The sequence below is a fragment of the Corynebacterium vitaeruminis DSM 20294 genome (assembly GCF_000550805.1).
In the GTDB taxonomy this organism is placed as follows: domain Bacteria; phylum Actinomycetota; class Actinomycetes; order Mycobacteriales; family Mycobacteriaceae; genus Corynebacterium; species Corynebacterium vitaeruminis.
Genome location: NZ_CP004353.1, coordinates 1,641,691 through 1,660,553, shown reverse-complemented (window position 1 = coordinate 1,660,553; position 18,863 = coordinate 1,641,691). Strand labels below are relative to the sequence as shown.

Sequence of the window (18,863 nt, the reverse complement as noted above, 5' to 3'; positions counted from 1 at the left end):
GACGGACCGCATAGAAACGTGAATCGAAAGATCAGCAGAAAGGCGACGCAGTGACGTCCAACCCCCGTTCGGAAGCTGTCCTCGTGTTGGCAGACGGCCGCGTGTTCCGTGGCCAGAGCTTTGGTGCCGTGGGCACCACCCTGGGTGAGGCAGTGTTCACCACCGCCATGACGGGTTACCAGGAGACGATGACCGATCCTTCCTACCACCGCCAGATCGTCGTGGCTACCGCCCCGCAGATCGGCAACACCGGCTGGAACGACGAGGACGGTGAGTCCCACGGCGATAAGATCTGGGTCGCAGGCCTCGTCATCCGCGATCTTTCCCACCGCGTGTCCAACTGGCGCGCCAACCGCAGCCTCGAGGACGAGATGATCGCCCAGGGCATCGTGGGCATCTCCGGTGTCGACACCCGCGCGATCGTTCGCCACCTCCGCAACTTCGGCTCGATCGCGGCTGGCGTCTTCTCCGGCGCCGACGCGGAGAAGCCGGAAGAAGAGCTCGTGGCCATCGTCAACTCCCAGCCGTCCATGGCGGGCTCCGACCTGGCCAAGGAGGTTTCCACCGAGGCCGCCTACGTCGTCGAGCCGGAGGGCGAGCCCACCTTCACCGTGGTCGCCTACGACATGGGTATCAAGACCAACACCCCGCGCAACTTCGCCAAGCGCGGCATCAAGACGATCGTGGTCCCGGCCAACACCTCCTTCGAGGACATCAAGGCCTACAACCCGGACGGCGTGTTCATCTCCAACGGCCCGGGCGACCCGGCCACCGCCGACGTGATGGTCGGCATCGTTCGGGAGATCCTAGACGCCAAGATCCCGCTGTTCGGCATCTGCTTCGGCAACCAGATCCTGGGCCGCGCGCTGGGACTTGACACCTACAAGATGAAGTTCGGCCACCGCGGCATCAACGTCCCGGTGCTCAACCACCTCACCGGCAAGATCGACATCACCGCACAGAACCACGGCTTCGCGCTCAAGGGCGAGGCGGGCAAGGAGTTCGAGACCCCCTTCGGCACCGCCCTGGTCACCCACACCTGCCTCAACGACGGCACGGTCGAGGGCGTGGCCCTGAAGAACGGCATGGCCTACTCGGTCCAGTACCACCCGGAGGCCGCCGCCGGCCCGCACGACGCGAACCCGCTGTTCGACCAGTTCATTGAACTCATGCAGTCCACCAAGGCTGCCAAGTAAGCAGAGACCAGGAGCAAGAAGAACTTATGCCAAAGCGCACTGACATCAACCACGTCCTGGTCATCGGTTCCGGACCGATCGTCATCGGCCAGGCCTGCGAGTTTGACTACTCCGGCACCCAGGCGTGCCGCGTGCTCAAGGAGGAGGGCCTGCGGGTCACCCTCATCAACTCCAACCCGGCCACCATCATGACCGACCCGGAGTTCGCCGACCACACCTACGTCGAGCCGATCCAGCCCGAGTACATCGAGAAGATCTTCGAGAAGGAGATCGAGCAGGGCCACCCGATCGACGCCGTGCTGGCCACCCTGGGCGGCCAGACCGCTCTCAACGCCGCCATCCAGCTGGATCGCCGCGGCTCCCTGAAGAAGTACGGCGTCGAGCTCATCGGTGCCGACATCGACGCCATCGAGCGCGGCGAGGACCGCCAGAAGTTCAAGGACATCGTGGCCAAGATCGGCGGCGAGTCTGCCCGCTCGCGCGTGTGCCACAACATGGACGAGGTCCACGAGACCGTCGCCGAGCTCGGTCTGCCGGTCGTCGTCCGCCCCTCGTTCACCATGGGTGGCCTGGGCTCCGGCCTCGCCTTCAACCAGGAGGACCTAGACCGCATCGCGGGCGGTGGCCTGGCCGCCTCGCCCGAGGCGAACGTCCTGATCGAGGAGTCCATCCTCGGCTGGAAGGAGTACGAGCTCGAGCTCATGCGTGACGGCGCGGACAACGTGGTCGTCATCTGCTCCATCGAGAACGTCGACGCCCTCGGCGTCCACACCGGTGACTCCGTGACCGTCGCCCCGGCGCTGACGCTGACCGACCGCGAGTACCAGAAGATGCGCAACCAGGGCATCGCGATCATCCGCGAGGTCGGCGTGGACACCGGCGGATGCAACATCCAGTTCGCCGTCAACCCCAACGACGGCCGCCTCATCACCATCGAGATGAACCCGCGCGTGTCCCGCTCCTCGGCGCTGGCCTCGAAGGCCACCGGCTTCCCGATCGCGAAGATCGCCGCGAAGCTCGCCATCGGCTACACCCTCGACGAGATCACCAACGACATCACCGGCGTCACCCCGGCCGCCTTCGAGCCGACCCTCGACTACGTCGTGGTCAAGGCCCCGCGCTTTGCCTTCGAGAAGTTCGTCGGCGCCGACGACACCCTGACCACAACGATGAAGTCGGTCGGCGAGGCCATGAGCCTGGGCCGCAACTACATCGCCGCCCTCGGCAAGGTCATGCGCTCGCTCGAGAACAAGCAGGCCGGTTTCTGGACCGTCTCCGACGAGTCCTTCGCCGGCGAGCGTGCGGGCGACCTCGACGCGGTGCTCAAGGACCTCGTCCGCCCCACCGAGGGCCGCATGTACGACGCCGAGCTCGCGCTGCGCCTGGGCGCCACCGTCGAGCAGGTCCACGAGGCTTCCGGCATTGATCCGTGGTTCCTCGAGGAGCTGAAGTCGCTCGTCGATTTCCGCACTGAGCTTGTCGACGCCAAGGTGCTCGACGAAAAGCTCCTGCGTCGCGCAAAGTTCTTTGGCCTCTCCGACCGCCAGATCGCGGCCCTGCGCCCGGAGTTCGCGGGCGAGGACGGCGTGCGCCGCCTGCGCTGGTCGCTAGGCATCCGCCCGGTGTTCAAGACCGTCGACACCTGCGCCGCCGAGTTCGAGGCGACCACCCCGTACCACTACTCGGCCTACGAGCTCGACCCGGCCGCCGAGTCCGAGGTGCGCCCGCAGACTGAGAAGGACAAGATCATCATCCTGGGCTCCGGCCCGAACCGCATCGGCCAGGGCATCGAGTTTGACTACTCCTGCGTCCACGCCGCCTTGGAGCTCTCCCGCGTCGGCTACGAGACCGTCATGGTCAACTGCAACCCGGAGACCGTCTCCACCGACTACGACACCGCCGACCGCCTCTACTTCGAGCCCTTGACCTTCGAGGACGTCATGGAGGTCTACCACGCCGAGACCCTGTCCGGAAACGTGGCGGGCGTCATCGTCCAGCTCGGCGGCCAGACCCCGCTGGGCCTGGCGGAGAAGCTGCGCGACGCTGGCGTGCCGATCATCGGCACCACCCCGGAGGCGATCGACCTGGCCGAGGATCGCGGCGAGTTCGGCGAGGTCCTGCGCAAGGCGAACCTGCCCGCCCCGAAGTTCGGCACCGCCACCTCCTTCGATGAGGCAAAGGCCGTGGCCTCCGAGATCGGCTACCCGGTCCTCGTTCGCCCGTCCTACGTCTTGGGCGGCCGCGGCATGGAGATCGTCTACGACGAGGCCTCCCTGCACGACTACATCGACCGCGCCACCGAGATCACCTCGGACCACCCGGTGCTGGTCGACCGGTTCCTCGACAACGCCATCGAGATCGACGTCGACGCGCTGTGCGACGGCGAGGACGTCTACCTCGCCGGCGTCATGGAGCACATCGAGGAGGCGGGCATCCACTCCGGTGACTCCGCCTGCGCTCTGCCGCCGATGACGCTCGGCCCGGAGGACATCGAAAACGTCCGCCGCTCGACCGCCGCGCTCGCGCATGGTATCGGCGTCAAGGGCCTCATGAACGTCCAGTACGCGCTGAAGGACGACATCCTCTACGTCATCGAGGCGAACCCGCGCGCCTCGCGCACGGTGCCGTTCGTCTCCAAGGCCACCGGCGTGCACCTGGCCAAGGCCGCGGCGCGCATCATGACCGGTTCCTCCATCAAGGACCTGCAGGCCGAGGGGCTCATCCCGACCGAGTACGACGGCGGCTCCCTGCCGCTGGACGCGCCGATCGCGGTGAAGGAGGCGGTGCTTCCGTTCAACCGCTTCCGCCGCCCGGACGGCACGATGATGGACACCCTGCTCAGCCCCGAGATGAAGTCCACCGGCGAGGTCATGGGCCTGGCAGATAACTTTGGTGCCGCCTACGGCAAGGCAGAGCTCGGTGCCTTCGGCCCGCTGCCCACCGAGGGAACCGTGTTCGTCTCCGTTGCCAACCGCGACAAGCGCACGCTGATCTTCCCGATCCAGCGCCTAGCCTCCATGGGCTTCAAGATCCTCGCCACCAGCGGCACCGCGGCCATGCTGCGCCGCAACGGCGTGGACTGCGAGACCGTGGCAAAGCAGAGCGAGGTCCGCGGCGAGGAGCAGAGCGGGAAGCGCTCAATCGTCGACCTCATCAAGGCTGGCGAGGTTGACCTCATCCTCAACACCCCGGCTGGTTCCGCCGGTGCGCGCCACGACGGCTACGAGATTCGCGCCGCCGCCGTCAACGTCGGCGTGTCCCTGGTGACCACCGTCCAGGGCGTTACCGCTGCGGTCCAGGGCATCGAGGCTCTGCGCGAGGGCGAGATCAAGGTCCGCGCGCTCCAGGAGCTCGACCACTCCGCCTAAACGCGGTTGACACCCATGAAGCCGCCGTCACGTTCGTTTCTCGAAACGACGGCGGCTTTCGTCTACATACTTACTTAGGACAGGGATCACTCATGAAGACTTTTGGTGACAAGCTCGTTGAGGCGGGCCGACGCCACGGGCGCCTGTGCGTGGGAATCGACCCGCACGCGGCGCTGCTGGAGCAGTGGGGGCTCGGCACCACGGTCGAGGGCCTGCGGGCCTTCACCCAGGCCTGCGTGGCTGCTTTCAAGGGAAACGTGGCGCTGGTCAAGCCCCAGGTCGCCTTCTACGAGGCGTTCGGCTCCGCCGGCTTCGCGGTGCTCGAAGAGGCACTGGCCGAGCTGCGGGAGGCGGGCACGCTCGTCGTCGCGGACGCCAAGCGGGGCGACATCGGATCGACGATGGCCGGGTACGCCCACGCGTGGCTGGATCCGGACTCGCCGCTGGTCGCGGACGCGGTCACGGTTTCCCCGTACCTCGGTTACGGTTCCCTCAAGCCAATCTTGGAGCTTGCTGAGGAACAAGCAAAGGGCGTGTTTGTCCTCGCGGCCACCTCCAACCCCGAGGCCCGTGAGCTGCAGGATCAGCGGGGCGGTGACGGTCGCTCCATCTCGCAGCAGGTCGTCGACGCTGCCGCGGCCTCAAACGCCCAGTGGAAGGCGGATGGGCACTACGGCAATGTTGGCGTCGTGGTGGGCGCGACCCTGGCCACGCCGCCTGCGCTCTCGGAGCTCAACGGCCCGATTCTGCTTCCTGGCGTGGGCGCTCAGGGGGCGACGGCCGAGAACGTGCTCCGGCTGACCGAGGGCGTCGTGGAGCTCGGATTCCCGAACGTGTCTCGCGCCATTTTGCGGCAAGGCCCTGGCGTCGACAAGCTAACGCAAGCGGTCGTGGAGGCTGGGGCGAGCTTTAAATAAAGCACCCCAAAACGCGCGGCAAAACGCAATCGGTTTCAGCTTGTAGGATAAATTACGTCGGTGGGATTTAATCCTAAAACCGCAGGTCGCACAAAACGGCGCGACCTGCGTGTTTGGAAAGTTTATGCCCCTTTACCTAGACTTTTGTCAATCAGTGGTACACTAGGCGGAAATCGCTCATGCACCAGCAAATCGCAACCGGTTTGCGGCGACTTTTCGGCGTGAGTTTCTAGGTCCTCGGACCAGGGAAACCTGACTTAGGTCATTTTGGTGTGACATATTAGTCCTTGACGTGTTGACCTGGTGGTTTGTGTTGGTTGGTGGTGGTTTTTCGGCACTAAGGGTGCGGTCGTGGGGGTAGCTGTTAGTGTGATCTTTTATGAGTCCCTATGTCCGTACTGTGAAGACTGCTTCTGGGGCTACCGCTGTGCAAGTTGTTTTTGGTGAGCATGCGGGCAAAAAGACGCTGCGGCATGTCGGATCAGCTCACGATGAGCATGAATTGTCGTTGTTAAAGGCTCAAGCGCAGCGCATCATCGACGGGGACCAGCTGGTCTTAGATCTCCCCTTAGGGGGCTTGGGCACAGCCCTAGGCGGATCCGGTTCGAAGGACAATCCACTCCCGGTGACGGGGCAGAAGGCCGGGTATCTACTTGACTGTATTGACGCGTGTTACCAGCGGCTTGGTTTGGATGTTGCAACCGGTGACGATCAGGTGTTTTTGGATCTAGTCAGGGCTCGGATTATCCAACCCGGATCGAAATTGGACTCGATTGAAACTCTTGCGGAAGTAGGTGTTGCGTCGGCAAGCTACAAAACGATCCAACGCCGACTACCCGGGTACGCGACGGATGATTTCCGGGAAATCCTGTCCCAGTGCTTGGCTCGTCACGCAGGTGTTGGTCGGGGAAGTTTCATTCTCTACGATGTCACGACCTTGTATTTCGAAACTGACACCCCGGATGATCTTCGCAAATCTGGGTACTCCAAAGAACGGCGAGTCGAACCCCAAATCTTGGTCGGGTTGCTCGCCGACCAAACCGGTTTTCCACTGCATATTGGGGCGTTCGAAGGCAACAAAGCAGAAACGCACACGATGCTGCCGATGATTCGAGCTTTCCAGCAGGCCTACAACTTAAACGAGGTCACTGTCGTCGCTGATGCGGGCATGTTTTCTGCTGGTAACAAGCAAGCGATTATCGATGCTGGTCTGGACTATATTTTGTCCACCAAAGTGCCCAACGTGCCTGAGGTTATTGCCTCCTGGGTACGTCAACATCCCGGACTGGAGTACACCCACGGGCAGATCTGGTCACAGCCGTCGTTTTCCGACGGACGTCAAAGCGGTACCCCGAACTCGGTGACGCATTATCACTACTCGTTTGATCGAGCTAGGCGAACCGTCCGTGGGATCGACGAGCAGCTCGCCAAAGCCAAGCGTGCTGTCAACGGTGAGGTAGCCATCAAACGCAATCGCTACGTTGATTTGAAAGCCCCGAACAAACAAGTCAACTTCACACTCGCTGCCAAACACCGGCAGCTAGCAGGAATCAAAGGATACGAAACCACCCTGACCAGCATGTCTGCTTCTGATGTGTTGGGGATGTACCGTCGACTGCTCAACATTGAGCGGTCGTTTCGGATGGCAAAATCAGACCTCCAGGCCAGGCCGATATACGCGCGCAAGCACGACTCCATCAACGCTCACCTCAACATCGTGATGGCTGCACTCGCGATCAGCAAAATGATGGAAAACGCCACAGGGGAAACCATCAAACGACTCGTGAGAACCTTGAAAAAGTACCGGAGTTTCGAACTCACCGTCGCCGGCCGCGCCATCCACGCCGCGACACCGCTACCCGCTGACACCCAAGCCATCGTCACCAAAATCCTCCAACCCTAATTTCGGCACTAATCTGACCTAACTCGGGCTAGACTTTTGTCAATCAGTGGTACACTAGGCGGAAATCGCTCATGCACCAGCAAATCGCAACCGGTTTGCGGCGACTTTTCGGCGTGAGTTTCTAGGTCCTCGGACCAGGGAAACTGTGGCCGGTGCACCGGCGCTTCATGAGCGGGACTTAGCCCTTGAGCCGTGTCCCGTCCGGTGTTCGTGTGTATGGTTGATTCTCGGCGTGTACCGCGCCAGCATTGTTAGCTATAAGAATTTGAATCGGAGGAACCCCGTGGCCCTTCCCCAGTTGACTGATGAGCAGCGTAAGGAAGCCCTTGCAAAGGCTGCTGAGGCCCGCAAGGCACGTGCAGAGCTGAAGGAGCAGCTCAAGCGCGGCGATATCACCCTGAAGGAGGTGCTCGCCAAGGCTTCCACCGATGAGATCATCGGCAAGACCAAGGTTTCTGCGTTGCTTGAGTCCCTGCCCAAGGTCGGCAAGGTGAAGGCCAAGGAGATCATGGACGAGCTCGAGATCGCCCAGACCCGCCGTCTGCGCGGCCTCGGCGACCGTCAGCGTCGCGCCCTGCTGGAGCGTTTCGGCTTCTCGGAGGACTAATCCATGCCGGGCGATGACCAAAACGGCAGGCTGGTTGTCCTAGCCGGCCCCTCTGCAGTGGGAAAGTCCACCGTGGTTAGTCGCCTCCGCGAGGAAGTCCCCAATCTCTACTTCAGCGTCTCAATGACCACTCGCAAGCCTCGCCCCGGCGAGGTGCACGGTAGGGATTACTTCTTCGTGACTCCGGAAGAGTTCCAGGAGCACATCGACCGTGGGGAGATGCTCGAATGGGCGGACATCCACGGCGGTCTGCAGCGATCTGGAACCCCCTCGGGGCCAGTGGATCAGGCCTTGACTGAAGGACGTCCCGTGTTGGTGGAGGTCGATCTCGAGGGCGCCCGCAACGTGGCTGCCCTGAAGCCGGAAGCGGCGACGGTGTTTTTGGCGCCGCCGTCGTGGGACGTGCTCGTCGAGCGGCTCACCGGTCGCGGAACCGAGCCGGAGGACGTCATCCGACGCCGCCTCGAGACCGCTCGGACCGAACTTGCCGCTCAGGACGAGTTCACTCACGTCGTCGTCAACGATGACGTCGACGAGACCGTAGCAGAGATCCGAGATATCCTGCTGGGGCTGTAACCCCGGCGTGGACGGTCTTGCTACTTGACCACAAGCTTTCTAGAAAAGGTGACTGTGAGTAACGTGACTAACGTGAACGACAGCAACGACGGTGTTTTCGACCCGCCAACCGGCATTACCGCGCCTCCGATCGATGAGCTGCTCAAGCGCGTGTCTTCCAAGTACGCGCTGGTGATCTTCGCGGCCAAGCGCGCGCGCCAGATCAACAGCTACTACCAGCAGGCGGACGAGGGCGTTTTCGAGTTCGTCGGTCCTCTGGTCACCCCAGAGGCGCAGGAGAAGCCGCTGTCTATCGCACTGCGCGAGATCGAGGCTGGACTGCTCGATCACGAAGAGGGCTAAGCCCTACGGTGTGAACCTTCAGGCCTTCACTCCCGGATTTCTTCCAAATCCGAGGATGTGGGGGCCTTTTGGCATGCAGGCCTGTATTTTTGAATGAGGAATCTTGTCACCGACGGTGACCGTAGCGAAGGGGAAGAAGTGGAACGACAGTCAAAGATCGTTGTCGGCGTCGCGGGAGGGATCGCCGCCTACAAGGCCTGCCACCTGATCCGCAACTTCAAGGAAACCGGCGACGACGTCTGGGTGGTTCCCACCGCAAGCGCGCTCAACTTCGTCGGCAAGGCTACCTTCGAGGCGCTTTCGGGTAACCCCGTTTCCACCACGGTCTTCGAGGCCGTCGACGAGGTCCGACACGTCAAGATCGGGCAGGAGGCCGACCTCGTGGTCGTCGCCCCGGCCACCGCCGACTTCATGGCCCGCGTGGCCGCTGGCAGGGGAGACGACCTGCTCTCGGCGACCCTGCTCGTGGCCACGTGCCCGGTGGTCCTTGCTCCCGCCATGCACACCGAGATGTGGCTCAACCCCGCCACCCAGGCGAACGTGGCCACGCTGCGCTCGCGGGGCATCACCGTGCTCGAGCCTGCCCACGGGCGACTGACGGGCAAGGACTCCGGTCCGGGCCGCCTAACGGAGCCCGAGCAGATCGCCGAGCTGGCCCGCACGGTGCTCGCCGGGCACCGGCTGGACCGCACGCTGGAGGGCAAGAAGGTGGTCATCTCGGCTGGCGGCACCCAGGAGGCCATCGATCCGGTGCGCTACGTCGGCAACCGCTCGAGCGGCAAGCAGGGATTCGCGCTCGCGGAGATCGCTGCGCACAAGGGGGCCGAGGTCACCATCGTGGCAGGTGCCACGGACAAGCTCGACTGCCCGAGCGGCGCGAGGATCGTCAAGGTGGTCTCCGCCCGCGAGATGCGCGAGGCGATGCTCGAGCACAGCGCGGATGCCGATGTCGTCATCATGGCGGCCGCCGTGGCGGACTACCGTCCCGAGACCGTGGCGTCGTCAAAGCTGAAAAAGGGCGCGGCCGACAACCAGCTGGACACGATCAACTTGGTGGAAAACCCCGACATCCTCCGAGAGCTCGTCGCGACGCGCGACGGCGGCGGGCTCAAGGAGGGCGCGAAGATCGTGGGCTTCGCCGCGGAAACCGGCGACGAGACCCACAGCGCGCTCGACTTTGCCCGGATCAAGATCCAGAAGAAGGGCTGCGACCTGCTCATGTGCAACGACGTCTCCGAGGGCAAGGTCTTCGGAAAGTCCAGCAACGAGGGCTTCATCCTGAGCAAGTCCGGTGACGTGCGCGAGGTGACCGCGGGCCCGAAGAACGAGGTTGCGGCGCAGATCATCGAGGCGCTAGAGGAGATTCTCTAGGGGAGTGGCGCGGCGAATCTTGCAAATTTAGACAGCTTGGTCTAATTTGTTCAGAAGGCATCGAATGGGGCGGCGCTTCTTGGCGCGCGCCCCGCGTCATTCGGTGGTCCCCAGCTGCGAACAACGCACCCCAACTTCTTCATCTAAGGAATTACGAAGTGACTGAGAACTCCCAGGCGACTACTTTCCGCCTCTTCACCAGTGAATCCGTGACTGAAGGACATCCGGACAAGATCTGCGATGCCATTTCAGATACCATCCTGGACGCCCTGCTCGAGAAGGATCCGCATGCCCGCGTGGCCGTCGAGACCCTCGTGACCACCGGCCAGGTCCATGTCGTGGGCGAGGTGAGCACCACGGCCTACGTCGAGATCCCCAAGCTCGTCCGCGAGAAGCTCGTGGAGATCGGGTTCACCTCCTCCGCCGTCGGCTTCGACGGCCGCACCTGCGGCGTCAACATCGCCATCGGCGAGCAGTCCCAGGAGATCGGCGACGGCGTCACCAACTCCCAGGAGGTGCGCTCCGGCGAGCAGGCCGATGACGACGATCAGGCGGGCGCTGGCGACCAGGGCCTGATGTTCGGCTATGCCTCCAACGAGACGGCCACCTCCATGCCGCTGCCCATCGACCTGGCCCACCGCCTGTCGCGCCGCCTGACCCAGGTGCGCAAGGAGGGCATCGTCGACCACCTGCGCCCGGACGGGAAGACCCAGGTCACCCTCGCCTACGACGAGGACGGCACCCCGCGCGCCATCGACACCGTCGTCGTCTCCACCCAGCACGACGACTCGGTCACTCAGGACTGGCTGGCCGAGCAGATCCGCGAGAACGTCGTCGAGTGGGTGCTCGAGGACGCCGGGGTCAAGGAGACCCTGGAGACCGACTACACCCTGCTGGTCAACCCCTCCGGGTCCTTCATCCTGGGCGGTCCGATGGGCGACGCTGGCCTGACCGGCCGCAAGATCATCGTGGACACCTACGGCGGCATGGCCCGCCACGGCGGCGGCGCCTTCTCCGGCAAGGACCCGAGCAAGGTCGACCGCTCCGCGGCCTACGCTATGCGCTGGGTGGCCAAGAACATCGTCGCGGCCGACCTTGCGGACCGCGCCGAGGTGCAGGTTGCGTACGCGATCGGCCGCGCGAAGCCGGTGGGCCTCTACGTGGAGACCTTCGGCACCGCCAAGCACGGCCTGTCCGACTCCCAGATCCAGGACGCGGTCACCGAGGTCTTCGACCTGCGGCCCAAGGCGATCATCCGCGAGCTCGACCTGCTGCGCCCGATTTACGCGCAGACCGCCGCCTACGGTCACTTCGGCCGCGCGGACCTCGACCTCCCCTGGGAGCGCACCGACCGCGTCGACGCGCTGCGCGAGTACCTCGCGCTGTCCTAAACCCACAAGGTGGGGGACGGAACCCAGCCGTTGCGTTTCGACGCCGTGGGTTATCATCTGTAACCATGAGCAACACCCGTGAACCAGCACACTCCCTGCCGGTTGCGCGGGTGTTGCCGCTTTTGGGGATCGCCCACCTCGATCGCCTCTTCGACTACCTCGTGGACACCGAGCAGGACGAGGACGTCGTTCCCGGCATTCGGGTGCGGGTCAAATTCGCCGGACGCACCGTCGACGCCATCGTCTTCGAGCGCACCTCGGTGAGCGAGCACGAGGGCGACCTCCGCTACATCGAGCGGGTCGTCTCCAGCGAGGTGGTGATGCCGCCCTTTAGCCGCAAGCTCATCGAGTCGCTGGCCACCCGCTACGCCGGGGTCACCTCCGACGTCATCCGCCTAGCCATCCCGCCCCGCCACGCCAAGGCGGAGGAGTCGGACACGTCCACGCCGTGGGAGGAGCTGGGCACCGCCACCGAACCCGATCTCTCGATCTGGTCGGGGTATGTCCACGGCCAGAGCTTCGTCGACGCCGTCATCGGTGGGTCGACCGCCCGGGGGGTGTGGCAGGTCGCGCCCGGCGACAGGTGGGACGAGGGGGTCGCGGGGCTCGCGGCCAAGGTCGCCATCGACGGCGGCGGCGTCATCATCGTGGTTCCCGACCAGCGGGACGTCGATACGCTCATTGAGGCGGTGGCGCGCAACCTGGGAAAGAAGCAGATCACCGAGCTCAGCGCCGGGTTAGGCCCGCAGGCGCGCTACCGCCGTTTCCTCTCCGTGCTGCATGGGCAGGGAAGGGTCGTGGTGGGAACGCGCAGCGCGGCCTTCGCGCCGGTGGAAAACCTGCGCCTGTGCGTGATCAAGGACGACGGGGACGAGAACCTCGTGGAGCAGCGTGCCCCCTATGTGCACGCCCGCGAGGTGCTCAGCACCCGCTGCGTGCAGCAAAAGTCCTCCTTCCTCATCGCCTCCTCTTCACGTACGGCGGAGGCACAGCTTCTGGTTGACTCCGGTTGGGCGCACGACCTCGTCGCGCCGCGCGAGGCGATCCGCAAGCGCATGCCGTACATCCATGCCGCGGCCGACTCCGACTTCGCCCTGGAGCGCGACCCCGCGGCGCGCTTCGCCCGCATGCCCGGCGCCGCCTTCCACGCGCTGCGGGCGGCGATCGGCAGGGGAGACCCGGTCATCGTTCAGGTGCCCAGAAAGGGATACGTGCCCACCCTGAGCTGCGGAAATTGCCGCGCCCCCTCGCGGTGCCGCTATTGCAACGGGCCGCTGGGAATCCCCACGACCCACGGGGGATCCGACGCGGGCGTGCCCACCTGCGGGTGGTGCGGGCGCCCCGATAGCCACCATCGCTGCGGCAACTGCGGCTCCACCAAGGTGCGCGCCGTGGTTGTGGGGCAGGAACGCACCGCGGAGGAGATCGGCCGGGCCTTCCCGCAGATCCCCGTGGTGACCTCGGGCGGGAACCGGGTCGTCGACGAGGTCGCGGCATCCTCGCAGATCGTCGTGGCCACCCCCGGCGCCGAGCCGCGTGTGGTGGACGGCGCCTATGGGGCGGCCGTCATCGTGGACACCTGGTCGATGCTCGGGCGCCAGGACCTGCGCGCGACCGAGGACGCCTTTGCCAAGTGGATTCACCTCGCCTCGCTGGTGGCGCCGGGCTCCAAGGGCGGGGAGGTAGTCGTGGTCGCCGACCCGGGGCTCGGCGTCGTGCAGTCGCTCATCCGCTGGGACGTGGTCGGAGCCGCCCGCGCGGAGCTGGACGCGCGCAAGGACGTCCACTTCCCGCCGGCGGTCAACATCGCCGCCATCGACGGCGCGAACTCCTCCATCGAGTCCTACCTCGAGAGCATCGAGCTGCCGCCGCACGCGGAGGTGCTAGGGCCGGTCGACCTCCCGCCCGGGGTGAAGCTGCCCGGAGAATACGACGAGAAGAGCTTCGGCCCCGCGCAGCGGGTGCTCATCCGCACCCCGCTCGGGCCGCGCTCGCAGCTGGGAGCCATCCTCAAGAAGGGGCTCGTCGCGCGCGCCGCGCGGAAGGACACGCTGCCGCTGAGGGTGCAGGTGGATCCCATCCGGATTGGCTAGGGCAAATCCTCGGGTCACATGCGAATCCTCGCTTCTTGAAGGTGCCCTTTGGATTGTTCGTCCGACCGGACAAACCAAGGGTGCGCCTGCCATACCTCAAGGCAGAGTGACTAAATGATGCGCGTGGCGTAGGGTCTTTAAGGAAAATCCCTACCCTTGAAAAGGAGCCCTGAGTGTCCGTCCTCGACATCCGCCTCTTCGGCGATCCAGTTCTCACCACCCGTGCGGAGGAGATCACCGTCTTCGACCACACAGTGGAGCAGCTGGTCAGCGACATGCTGGAGACGATGGATGCCGCGGGTGGGGTGGGCCTTGCCGCCAACCAGGTGGGCGTGCTGCGCCGGGTCTTCGTCTTCGACTGCTCGCATCAGGAGGACGGCCTGCGCGGCCACATCATCAACCCCGTGTGGGAGGCGATCGGGGAGGAGACCCAGACCGGCGCGGAGGGCTGCCTGTCCATCCCGGACATCTCCGCCGAGACCACCCGGTTCCAGACCGTGAAGGTCTCGGGCGTGGACATGGAGGGCAAGCCCGTCTCGATGGTGGCCTCCGGGCTCATGGCTCGCTGCATCCAGCACGAGACCGACCACCTCGACGGAGTGCTGTTCCTGCGGCGCCTGGAGAAGGACGCGCGCAAGGAGGCCATGGCCGCGGTGCGCCAGTCCGAGTGGTTCAACCGCTAGGCCGAGGAAAGCGAGAGTAGGACAAGAATGCGACTCATCTTCGCCGGAACTCCCGAACCCGCCGTCGTCGCCCTCGAGGAGCTGCTGGGCTCCGAGCACGAGGTCGTCGCGGTGCTCACCCGCCCCGACGCTCCCAAGGGGCGCGGCCGCACCCTGCACCCGTCGCCGGTCTCGGCGCTGGCCCAGGAGCGCGGCATCGAGGTGCTCACCCCGTCTACGCTCAAGGCGGGCACCGCGGACGGCGAGGCCTTCCGCGCGCGCCTGAAGGAGCTGGCGCCCGACTGCGTCCCCGTGGTCGCCTACGGCAACCTCATCCCGCAGGACGTCCTCGACATGGTGCCCGAAGGCTTCATTAACCTGCACTTCTCGCTGCTGCCCAGGTGGCGCGGCGCGGCGCCAGTCCAGGCCGCCATCGCCGCGGGCGACGCCGTGACCGGTGCCAGCACCTTCCGCATCGACGCAGGCCTGGACACCGGCGACGTCTACGAGGTGCTCACCCAGCCGATCGCCGACGACGACACCGCGGACTCGCTGCTCACCACCCTCGCCTACTCCGGCGCCCGGCTGCTCAGGGAGACAATGGACCACATCGCCGACGGAACCGTGCGCCCGCGCCCGCAGGAGGGAGAGCCAACGCACGTCGGAAAGATCACCGTCGCCGACGCCCGCATCGACTGGACCGAGGACGCCCGCGTCGTCGATCGCAAGATCCGCGCCGTGACCCCGGGGCCTGGCGCGTGGACGACGCTTGGCGGCGAGCGCTTCAAGGTCGGGCCGATCGGCTTCGCCGAGGACGGCGGGGACAGGCTCGCGCCGGGGCAGGTGCGCATCGAGAAGAAGCGCGTGCTCGTGGGCACCGGTAGCGAGAACGTGGTGCTCGGCGAGGTTCAGGCGCAGGGCAAGAAGCGGATGCGGGCCTCCGACTGGGCGCGCGGCCTGCACGAGACCGAGGGAGTGGTTGTCGAATGAGCCAGAACAATGCCGGGGGCTTCCGCTCCCGCACGGCGAAGCCCGCCGGGCAGCCGGGCAAGCAACAGCGCAAGCCCGCGACCGGAAAGGGCGGGGAGCACAAGCGCAAGGCGCCCGCCGACCAGCACCACGATGCACCGAGAAGGCACAAGCCCCGCAGGCAGCCGAAGACAACCGACGGCCTCCGCGACATCTTCGTCGACGTGGACCTGGCCCGCGCCGCCGCCTTCGACGTCATCTTCCGCGTCAACGAGGACGGCAGCTACGCCAACCTGGCCCTGCCCAGGCTGCTGCGCGAGGAGGGCCTCAAGCGGCGCGACGCGGCGTTTGCCACCGAGCTCACCTACGGCACGCTGCGCACCCAGGGCGTGATCGACGCGATCATCGCCGAGTGCTCCTCGCGCGACCTCGACAGCATCGACCCGGGCGTGCTCGCGGCGCTGCGGCTGGGCGCCTACCAGCTGCTCTACACCCGCGTCGAGCCGCACGCGGCGGTGGACACCTCGGTGCGCATCGTCAGCGCGATCGGCCAGGAGCGCGCGAAGGGCTTCGCCAACGGCATCCTGCGCACGATCTCACGCACCACGCCGGAGAAGTGGATGGAAAAGCTCACGCCCGCGGGCGAGATCGAGTCGATCGCCTTCCGCAACGCCCACCCCGAGTGGATCGCGCGGAGCTTCGCCAAGGTCGTCGGCATCGGGGAGCTCGACGCGGCACTCGCCGCCGACTCCTTACGCCCCAAGGTCCACCTCGTGGCCCGCCCCGGCGAGATCACGGCGGAGGAGCTCGCGCTCATCACCGGTGGCGAGGAGGGGAAGTACTCCCCGTACGCGGTCTACCTCGAGTCCGGCGACCCGGGCCAGATCGATCCGGTCCGCGAGGGGCTGGCGGCCGTCCAGGACGAGGGCAGCCAGATCATCGCCCGCACGCTCGTCGCCGCCCCCGTCGAGGGTGAGGATCAAGGCCGCTGGCTAGACCTGTGCGCGGGACCCGGCGGCAAGGCCGCGCTCATCGGCTCGCTCGCCCGCATCGACGGGGCGAAGGTCGACGCGGTGGAGGTGTCCGAACACCGGGCTCGGCTCATCGAGAAGTCGGTGGACGGCCTGCCCGTCACCGTCCACAACGTCGACGGCCGCGCCACCGGCCTCACCCCCGGCTTCGACCGCGTGCTGGTCGACGCGCCGTGCTCGGGACTCGGGGCACTGCGTCGCCGCCCGGAGGCGCGCTGGCGCAAGCAGGAGTCGGACATCGCGGAGCTCAACGAGCTGCAGTCCCAGCTGCTCGCCTCCGCCGTCGAGCTCGTGCGCCCCGGCGGGGTCGTGGTCTATTCCACGTGCTCTCCGGACCTGCGCGAGACCCGCGGCATCGTCGACCACGCGCTGGCCACCCTTCCCGTCGAGGAGCTCGACGCCCACGCCCTCGTGCCCGAGCTCGACAACGCGGGGGAGGAGAAGTCCATCCAGATGTGGCCGCACCGCCACGGCACGGACGCGATGTTCTTCGCCGTCCTGCGCAAGGCCGCGGGCGAGCAGCCGTAGACGTCGGCACGCGAAAAAGCGACGGGCAAACGGGTTTTCGCGGGCGTTAGATTGGTTACACTTGAACCCATGAGTGAAGCATCCCGTAGCCCGATCATCGCCCCGTCCATCCTCGCCGCCGACTTCTCCTGCCTCGACCGCGAGCTCGAGGCGGTGTCGCACGCGGATTGGATCCACGTCGACGTCATGGACGGGCACTTCGTCCCCAACCTCTCCTTCGGCGCCGATGTCACGAAGGCGGTGTCCCGCCACACCGACAAGCCGCTCGACGTCCACCTCATGATCGAGGACCCGGAGCGCTGGGTGGACAGCTACATCAACGCGGGTGCCTCCTGCGTCATCTTCCACGTAGAGGCCACCGAGGACCCCGTCTCGCTTGCCCGCTACCTGCGCTCGCAGGGCGTTCGCGCCGGCTTCTCGCTGCGCCCGGGCACCGCGATCGAGCCCTACCTGCCAGACCTCCACGAGTTCGACGAGGTGCTGGTCATGAGCGTCGAGCCCGGCTTCGGCGGGCAGAAGTTCATGCCGGAGCAGCTGGAGAAGGTCCGCACGCTGCGCAAGGAGATCGACTCCCGCGGTCTTGAGGTCACCATCGAGATCGACGGCGGAATCTCCGCCTCCACGATCGCCCAGGCCGCCGAGGCCGGCTGCGACGCCTACGTCGCCGGTTCCGCGGTCTACAAGGCCGAGGTCCCCAACGACGCGGTCGACGAGCTGCGCGCCCTGGCCACGCTCTAGCGGCAAAAAGAGAGGCGATGACGCAGTGAGCACGTGGCAGCCGGACAATGGCGCACACATCCTCTCCTTCCACACCCTCGAGCGGATCGGCCGCGAGCACGGCGCGGTGGTGGCGCAGGCCGTCTCCGCCGCGGTTACCGCAGGCGACGCGGTCAAGGGCACAACCAGCCCGAACCCGCCTGTCGGCGCTTCGCTTTTCGACGACCAAGGCGTGGTCTCCACCGGCGGCACCTCGCCCGCGGGCGGGCCGCATGCCGAGATCAACGCGCTGCGCAACCTCGCGGGCCGCCCCTCGGAGGGGCTGTCGGCCGCGGTGACGCTCGAACCCTGCAACCACACCGGCCGGACCGGCCCCTGCAGCCACGCGCTGCTGGAGGCCGGGGTTAGAAGGGTCTTCTACCTTTCCGCCGACGAGAACCCCCAGGCCCAGGGCGGCGCGGAGTTCCTGCGCGAGCACGGCGTGGAGGTCTACTTCCTCGACCTCCCCGTCCAGACCCTCCTGCCGTGGAAGAAGGCGATCGAGAAGGGCCGCCCCGCGGTGACCGTGAAGTGGGCACACACCCTCGACGGGTTCATCGCCGCCCCCGACGGCACGAGCCAGTGGATCACCGGCGAGCGGGCCCGCCGGTTCGTCCACCGGGATCGCTCGCAGCGCGACGCCATCCTCGTGGGCACCGGAACCGTGCTCACCGACGACCCGCAGCTCACCGCCCGCACGGCCACCGGCCCCTACGAGAATCAACCGCTGCGCGTGGTGGTGGGCACTAGGTACATCCCGGAGTCCTTCCACTTAGGCGCCAGCCGCGACCCGAACATCCTGAGCTTCGCGAGCATCGAGGCCGCGCTGTCCGAGCTGTGGGAGCGCGGGGCCCGCGACGTCCTCGTCGAGGGCGGAGCGGGGCTGATCACCTCCTTCTTTGAGGCGGGCCTCGTGGACTTCATCCACGACTACACCGCGCCGAAGCTGCTGGGCGCGGGCATCGCGCTCACCGGCTGGCCGGGTGCGCGTACGATGGCCGACATCAAGGAATTCAGGCGGCTCGGGACCCGCGTGCTGGGCGAGGACGTGCTCAGCATCCTCGGCCAGTCCTAACGCGGTGCCGGGGCGATTCTCGGGCCATTCACCGGGAACCGGCCTCGGCATCCCGCCTTTCACGATCACACAAAGGGA

General features: G+C 66.0%; 15 protein-coding genes. All 15 read left to right on the top strand.

What is annotated here, in order from left to right:
- Positions 1–50 precede the first annotated feature (50 nt).
- The 15 genes from carA (at position 51) to ribD (ending at position 18,785) form a co-directional block, all read left to right on the top strand.
- Positions 51–1,196 (top strand): glutamine-hydrolyzing carbamoyl-phosphate synthase small subunit, encoded by a 1,146-nt coding sequence (gene carA, locus B843_RS07585; protein WP_025252911.1) that lies wholly within the window; start codon positions 51–53, stop codon positions 1,194–1,196.
- Between the two features lie 26 nt (positions 1,197–1,222).
- Complete coding sequence (gene carB, locus B843_RS07580; protein ID WP_025252910.1) at positions 1,223–4,564, top strand: carbamoyl-phosphate synthase large subunit; 3,342 nt, start codon at positions 1,223–1,225, stop codon at positions 4,562–4,564.
- Between the two features lie 92 nt (positions 4,565–4,656).
- A complete protein-coding gene (gene pyrF, locus B843_RS07575; protein WP_025252909.1) occupies positions 4,657–5,481 on the top strand; it encodes an orotidine-5'-phosphate decarboxylase in 825 nt (274 codons plus the stop codon).
- A gap of 379 nt (positions 5,482–5,860) precedes the next feature.
- Positions 5,861–7,384 carry an IS1634 family transposase gene (locus B843_RS07570; protein WP_025251850.1) on the top strand — a complete coding sequence of 508 codons (1,524 nt, stop codon included), beginning with the start codon at positions 5,861–5,863 and terminating at the stop codon, positions 7,382–7,384.
- A gap of 283 nt (positions 7,385–7,667) precedes the next feature.
- Positions 7,668–7,991 (top strand): integration host factor, actinobacterial type, encoded by a 324-nt coding sequence (gene mihF / locus B843_RS07565; protein ID WP_025252908.1) that lies wholly within the window; start codon positions 7,668–7,670, stop codon positions 7,989–7,991.
- 3 nt (positions 7,992–7,994) lie between these two features.
- Positions 7,995–8,567 carry a guanylate kinase gene (gene gmk, locus B843_RS07560; protein WP_025252907.1) on the top strand — a complete coding sequence of 191 codons (573 nt, stop codon included), beginning with the start codon at positions 7,995–7,997 and terminating at the stop codon, positions 8,565–8,567.
- A gap of 63 nt (positions 8,568–8,630) precedes the next feature.
- On the top strand, positions 8,631–8,909 hold the full coding sequence (gene rpoZ / locus B843_RS07555; protein ID WP_025252906.1) for a DNA-directed RNA polymerase subunit omega: 279 nt from the start codon (positions 8,631–8,633) through the stop codon (positions 8,907–8,909).
- Positions 8,910–9,002: 93 nt separating this feature from the next.
- Positions 9,003–10,280 (top strand): bifunctional phosphopantothenoylcysteine decarboxylase/phosphopantothenate--cysteine ligase CoaBC, encoded by a 1,278-nt coding sequence (gene coaBC, locus B843_RS07550; protein WP_051483474.1) that lies wholly within the window; start codon positions 9,003–9,005, stop codon positions 10,278–10,280.
- 158 nt (positions 10,281–10,438) lie between these two features.
- Positions 10,439–11,671 carry a methionine adenosyltransferase gene (gene metK / locus B843_RS07545; protein WP_025252904.1) on the top strand — a complete coding sequence of 411 codons (1,233 nt, stop codon included), beginning with the start codon at positions 10,439–10,441 and terminating at the stop codon, positions 11,669–11,671.
- A gap of 65 nt (positions 11,672–11,736) precedes the next feature.
- The gene (locus B843_RS07540) at positions 11,737–13,764 is read left to right on the top strand and encodes a primosomal protein N' (RefSeq protein ID WP_025252903.1); all 2,028 of its coding nucleotides are present in this window, start codon (positions 11,737–11,739) and stop codon (positions 13,762–13,764) included.
- 173 nt (positions 13,765–13,937) lie between these two features.
- Positions 13,938–14,447: a peptide deformylase gene (def, locus tag B843_RS07535; RefSeq protein ID WP_025252902.1), complete on the top strand. Its 510-nt coding sequence runs from the start codon at positions 13,938–13,940 to the stop codon at positions 14,445–14,447.
- A gap of 27 nt (positions 14,448–14,474) precedes the next feature.
- Positions 14,475–15,416 carry a methionyl-tRNA formyltransferase gene (gene fmt / locus B843_RS07530; RefSeq protein ID WP_025252901.1) on the top strand — a complete coding sequence of 314 codons (942 nt, stop codon included), beginning with the start codon at positions 14,475–14,477 and terminating at the stop codon, positions 15,414–15,416.
- Positions 15,413–16,954, top strand: coding sequence for an RsmB/NOP family class I SAM-dependent RNA methyltransferase (locus B843_RS07525; protein WP_025252900.1), 1,542 nt, complete (start codon positions 15,413–15,415; stop codon positions 16,952–16,954). Before fmt ends, B843_RS07525 begins: the two co-directional genes overlap by 4 nt.
- A gap of 69 nt (positions 16,955–17,023) precedes the next feature.
- Entirely contained in the window at positions 17,024–17,692 is a 669-nt protein-coding gene (gene rpe, locus B843_RS07520) for a ribulose-phosphate 3-epimerase (protein WP_025252899.1), read from the top strand.
- A gap of 106 nt (positions 17,693–17,798) precedes the next feature.
- Entirely contained in the window at positions 17,799–18,785 is a 987-nt protein-coding gene (gene ribD, locus B843_RS07515; RefSeq protein ID WP_034650794.1) for a bifunctional diaminohydroxyphosphoribosylaminopyrimidine deaminase/5-amino-6-(5-phosphoribosylamino)uracil reductase RibD, read from the top strand.
- Positions 18,786–18,863: the final 78 nt, after the last annotated feature.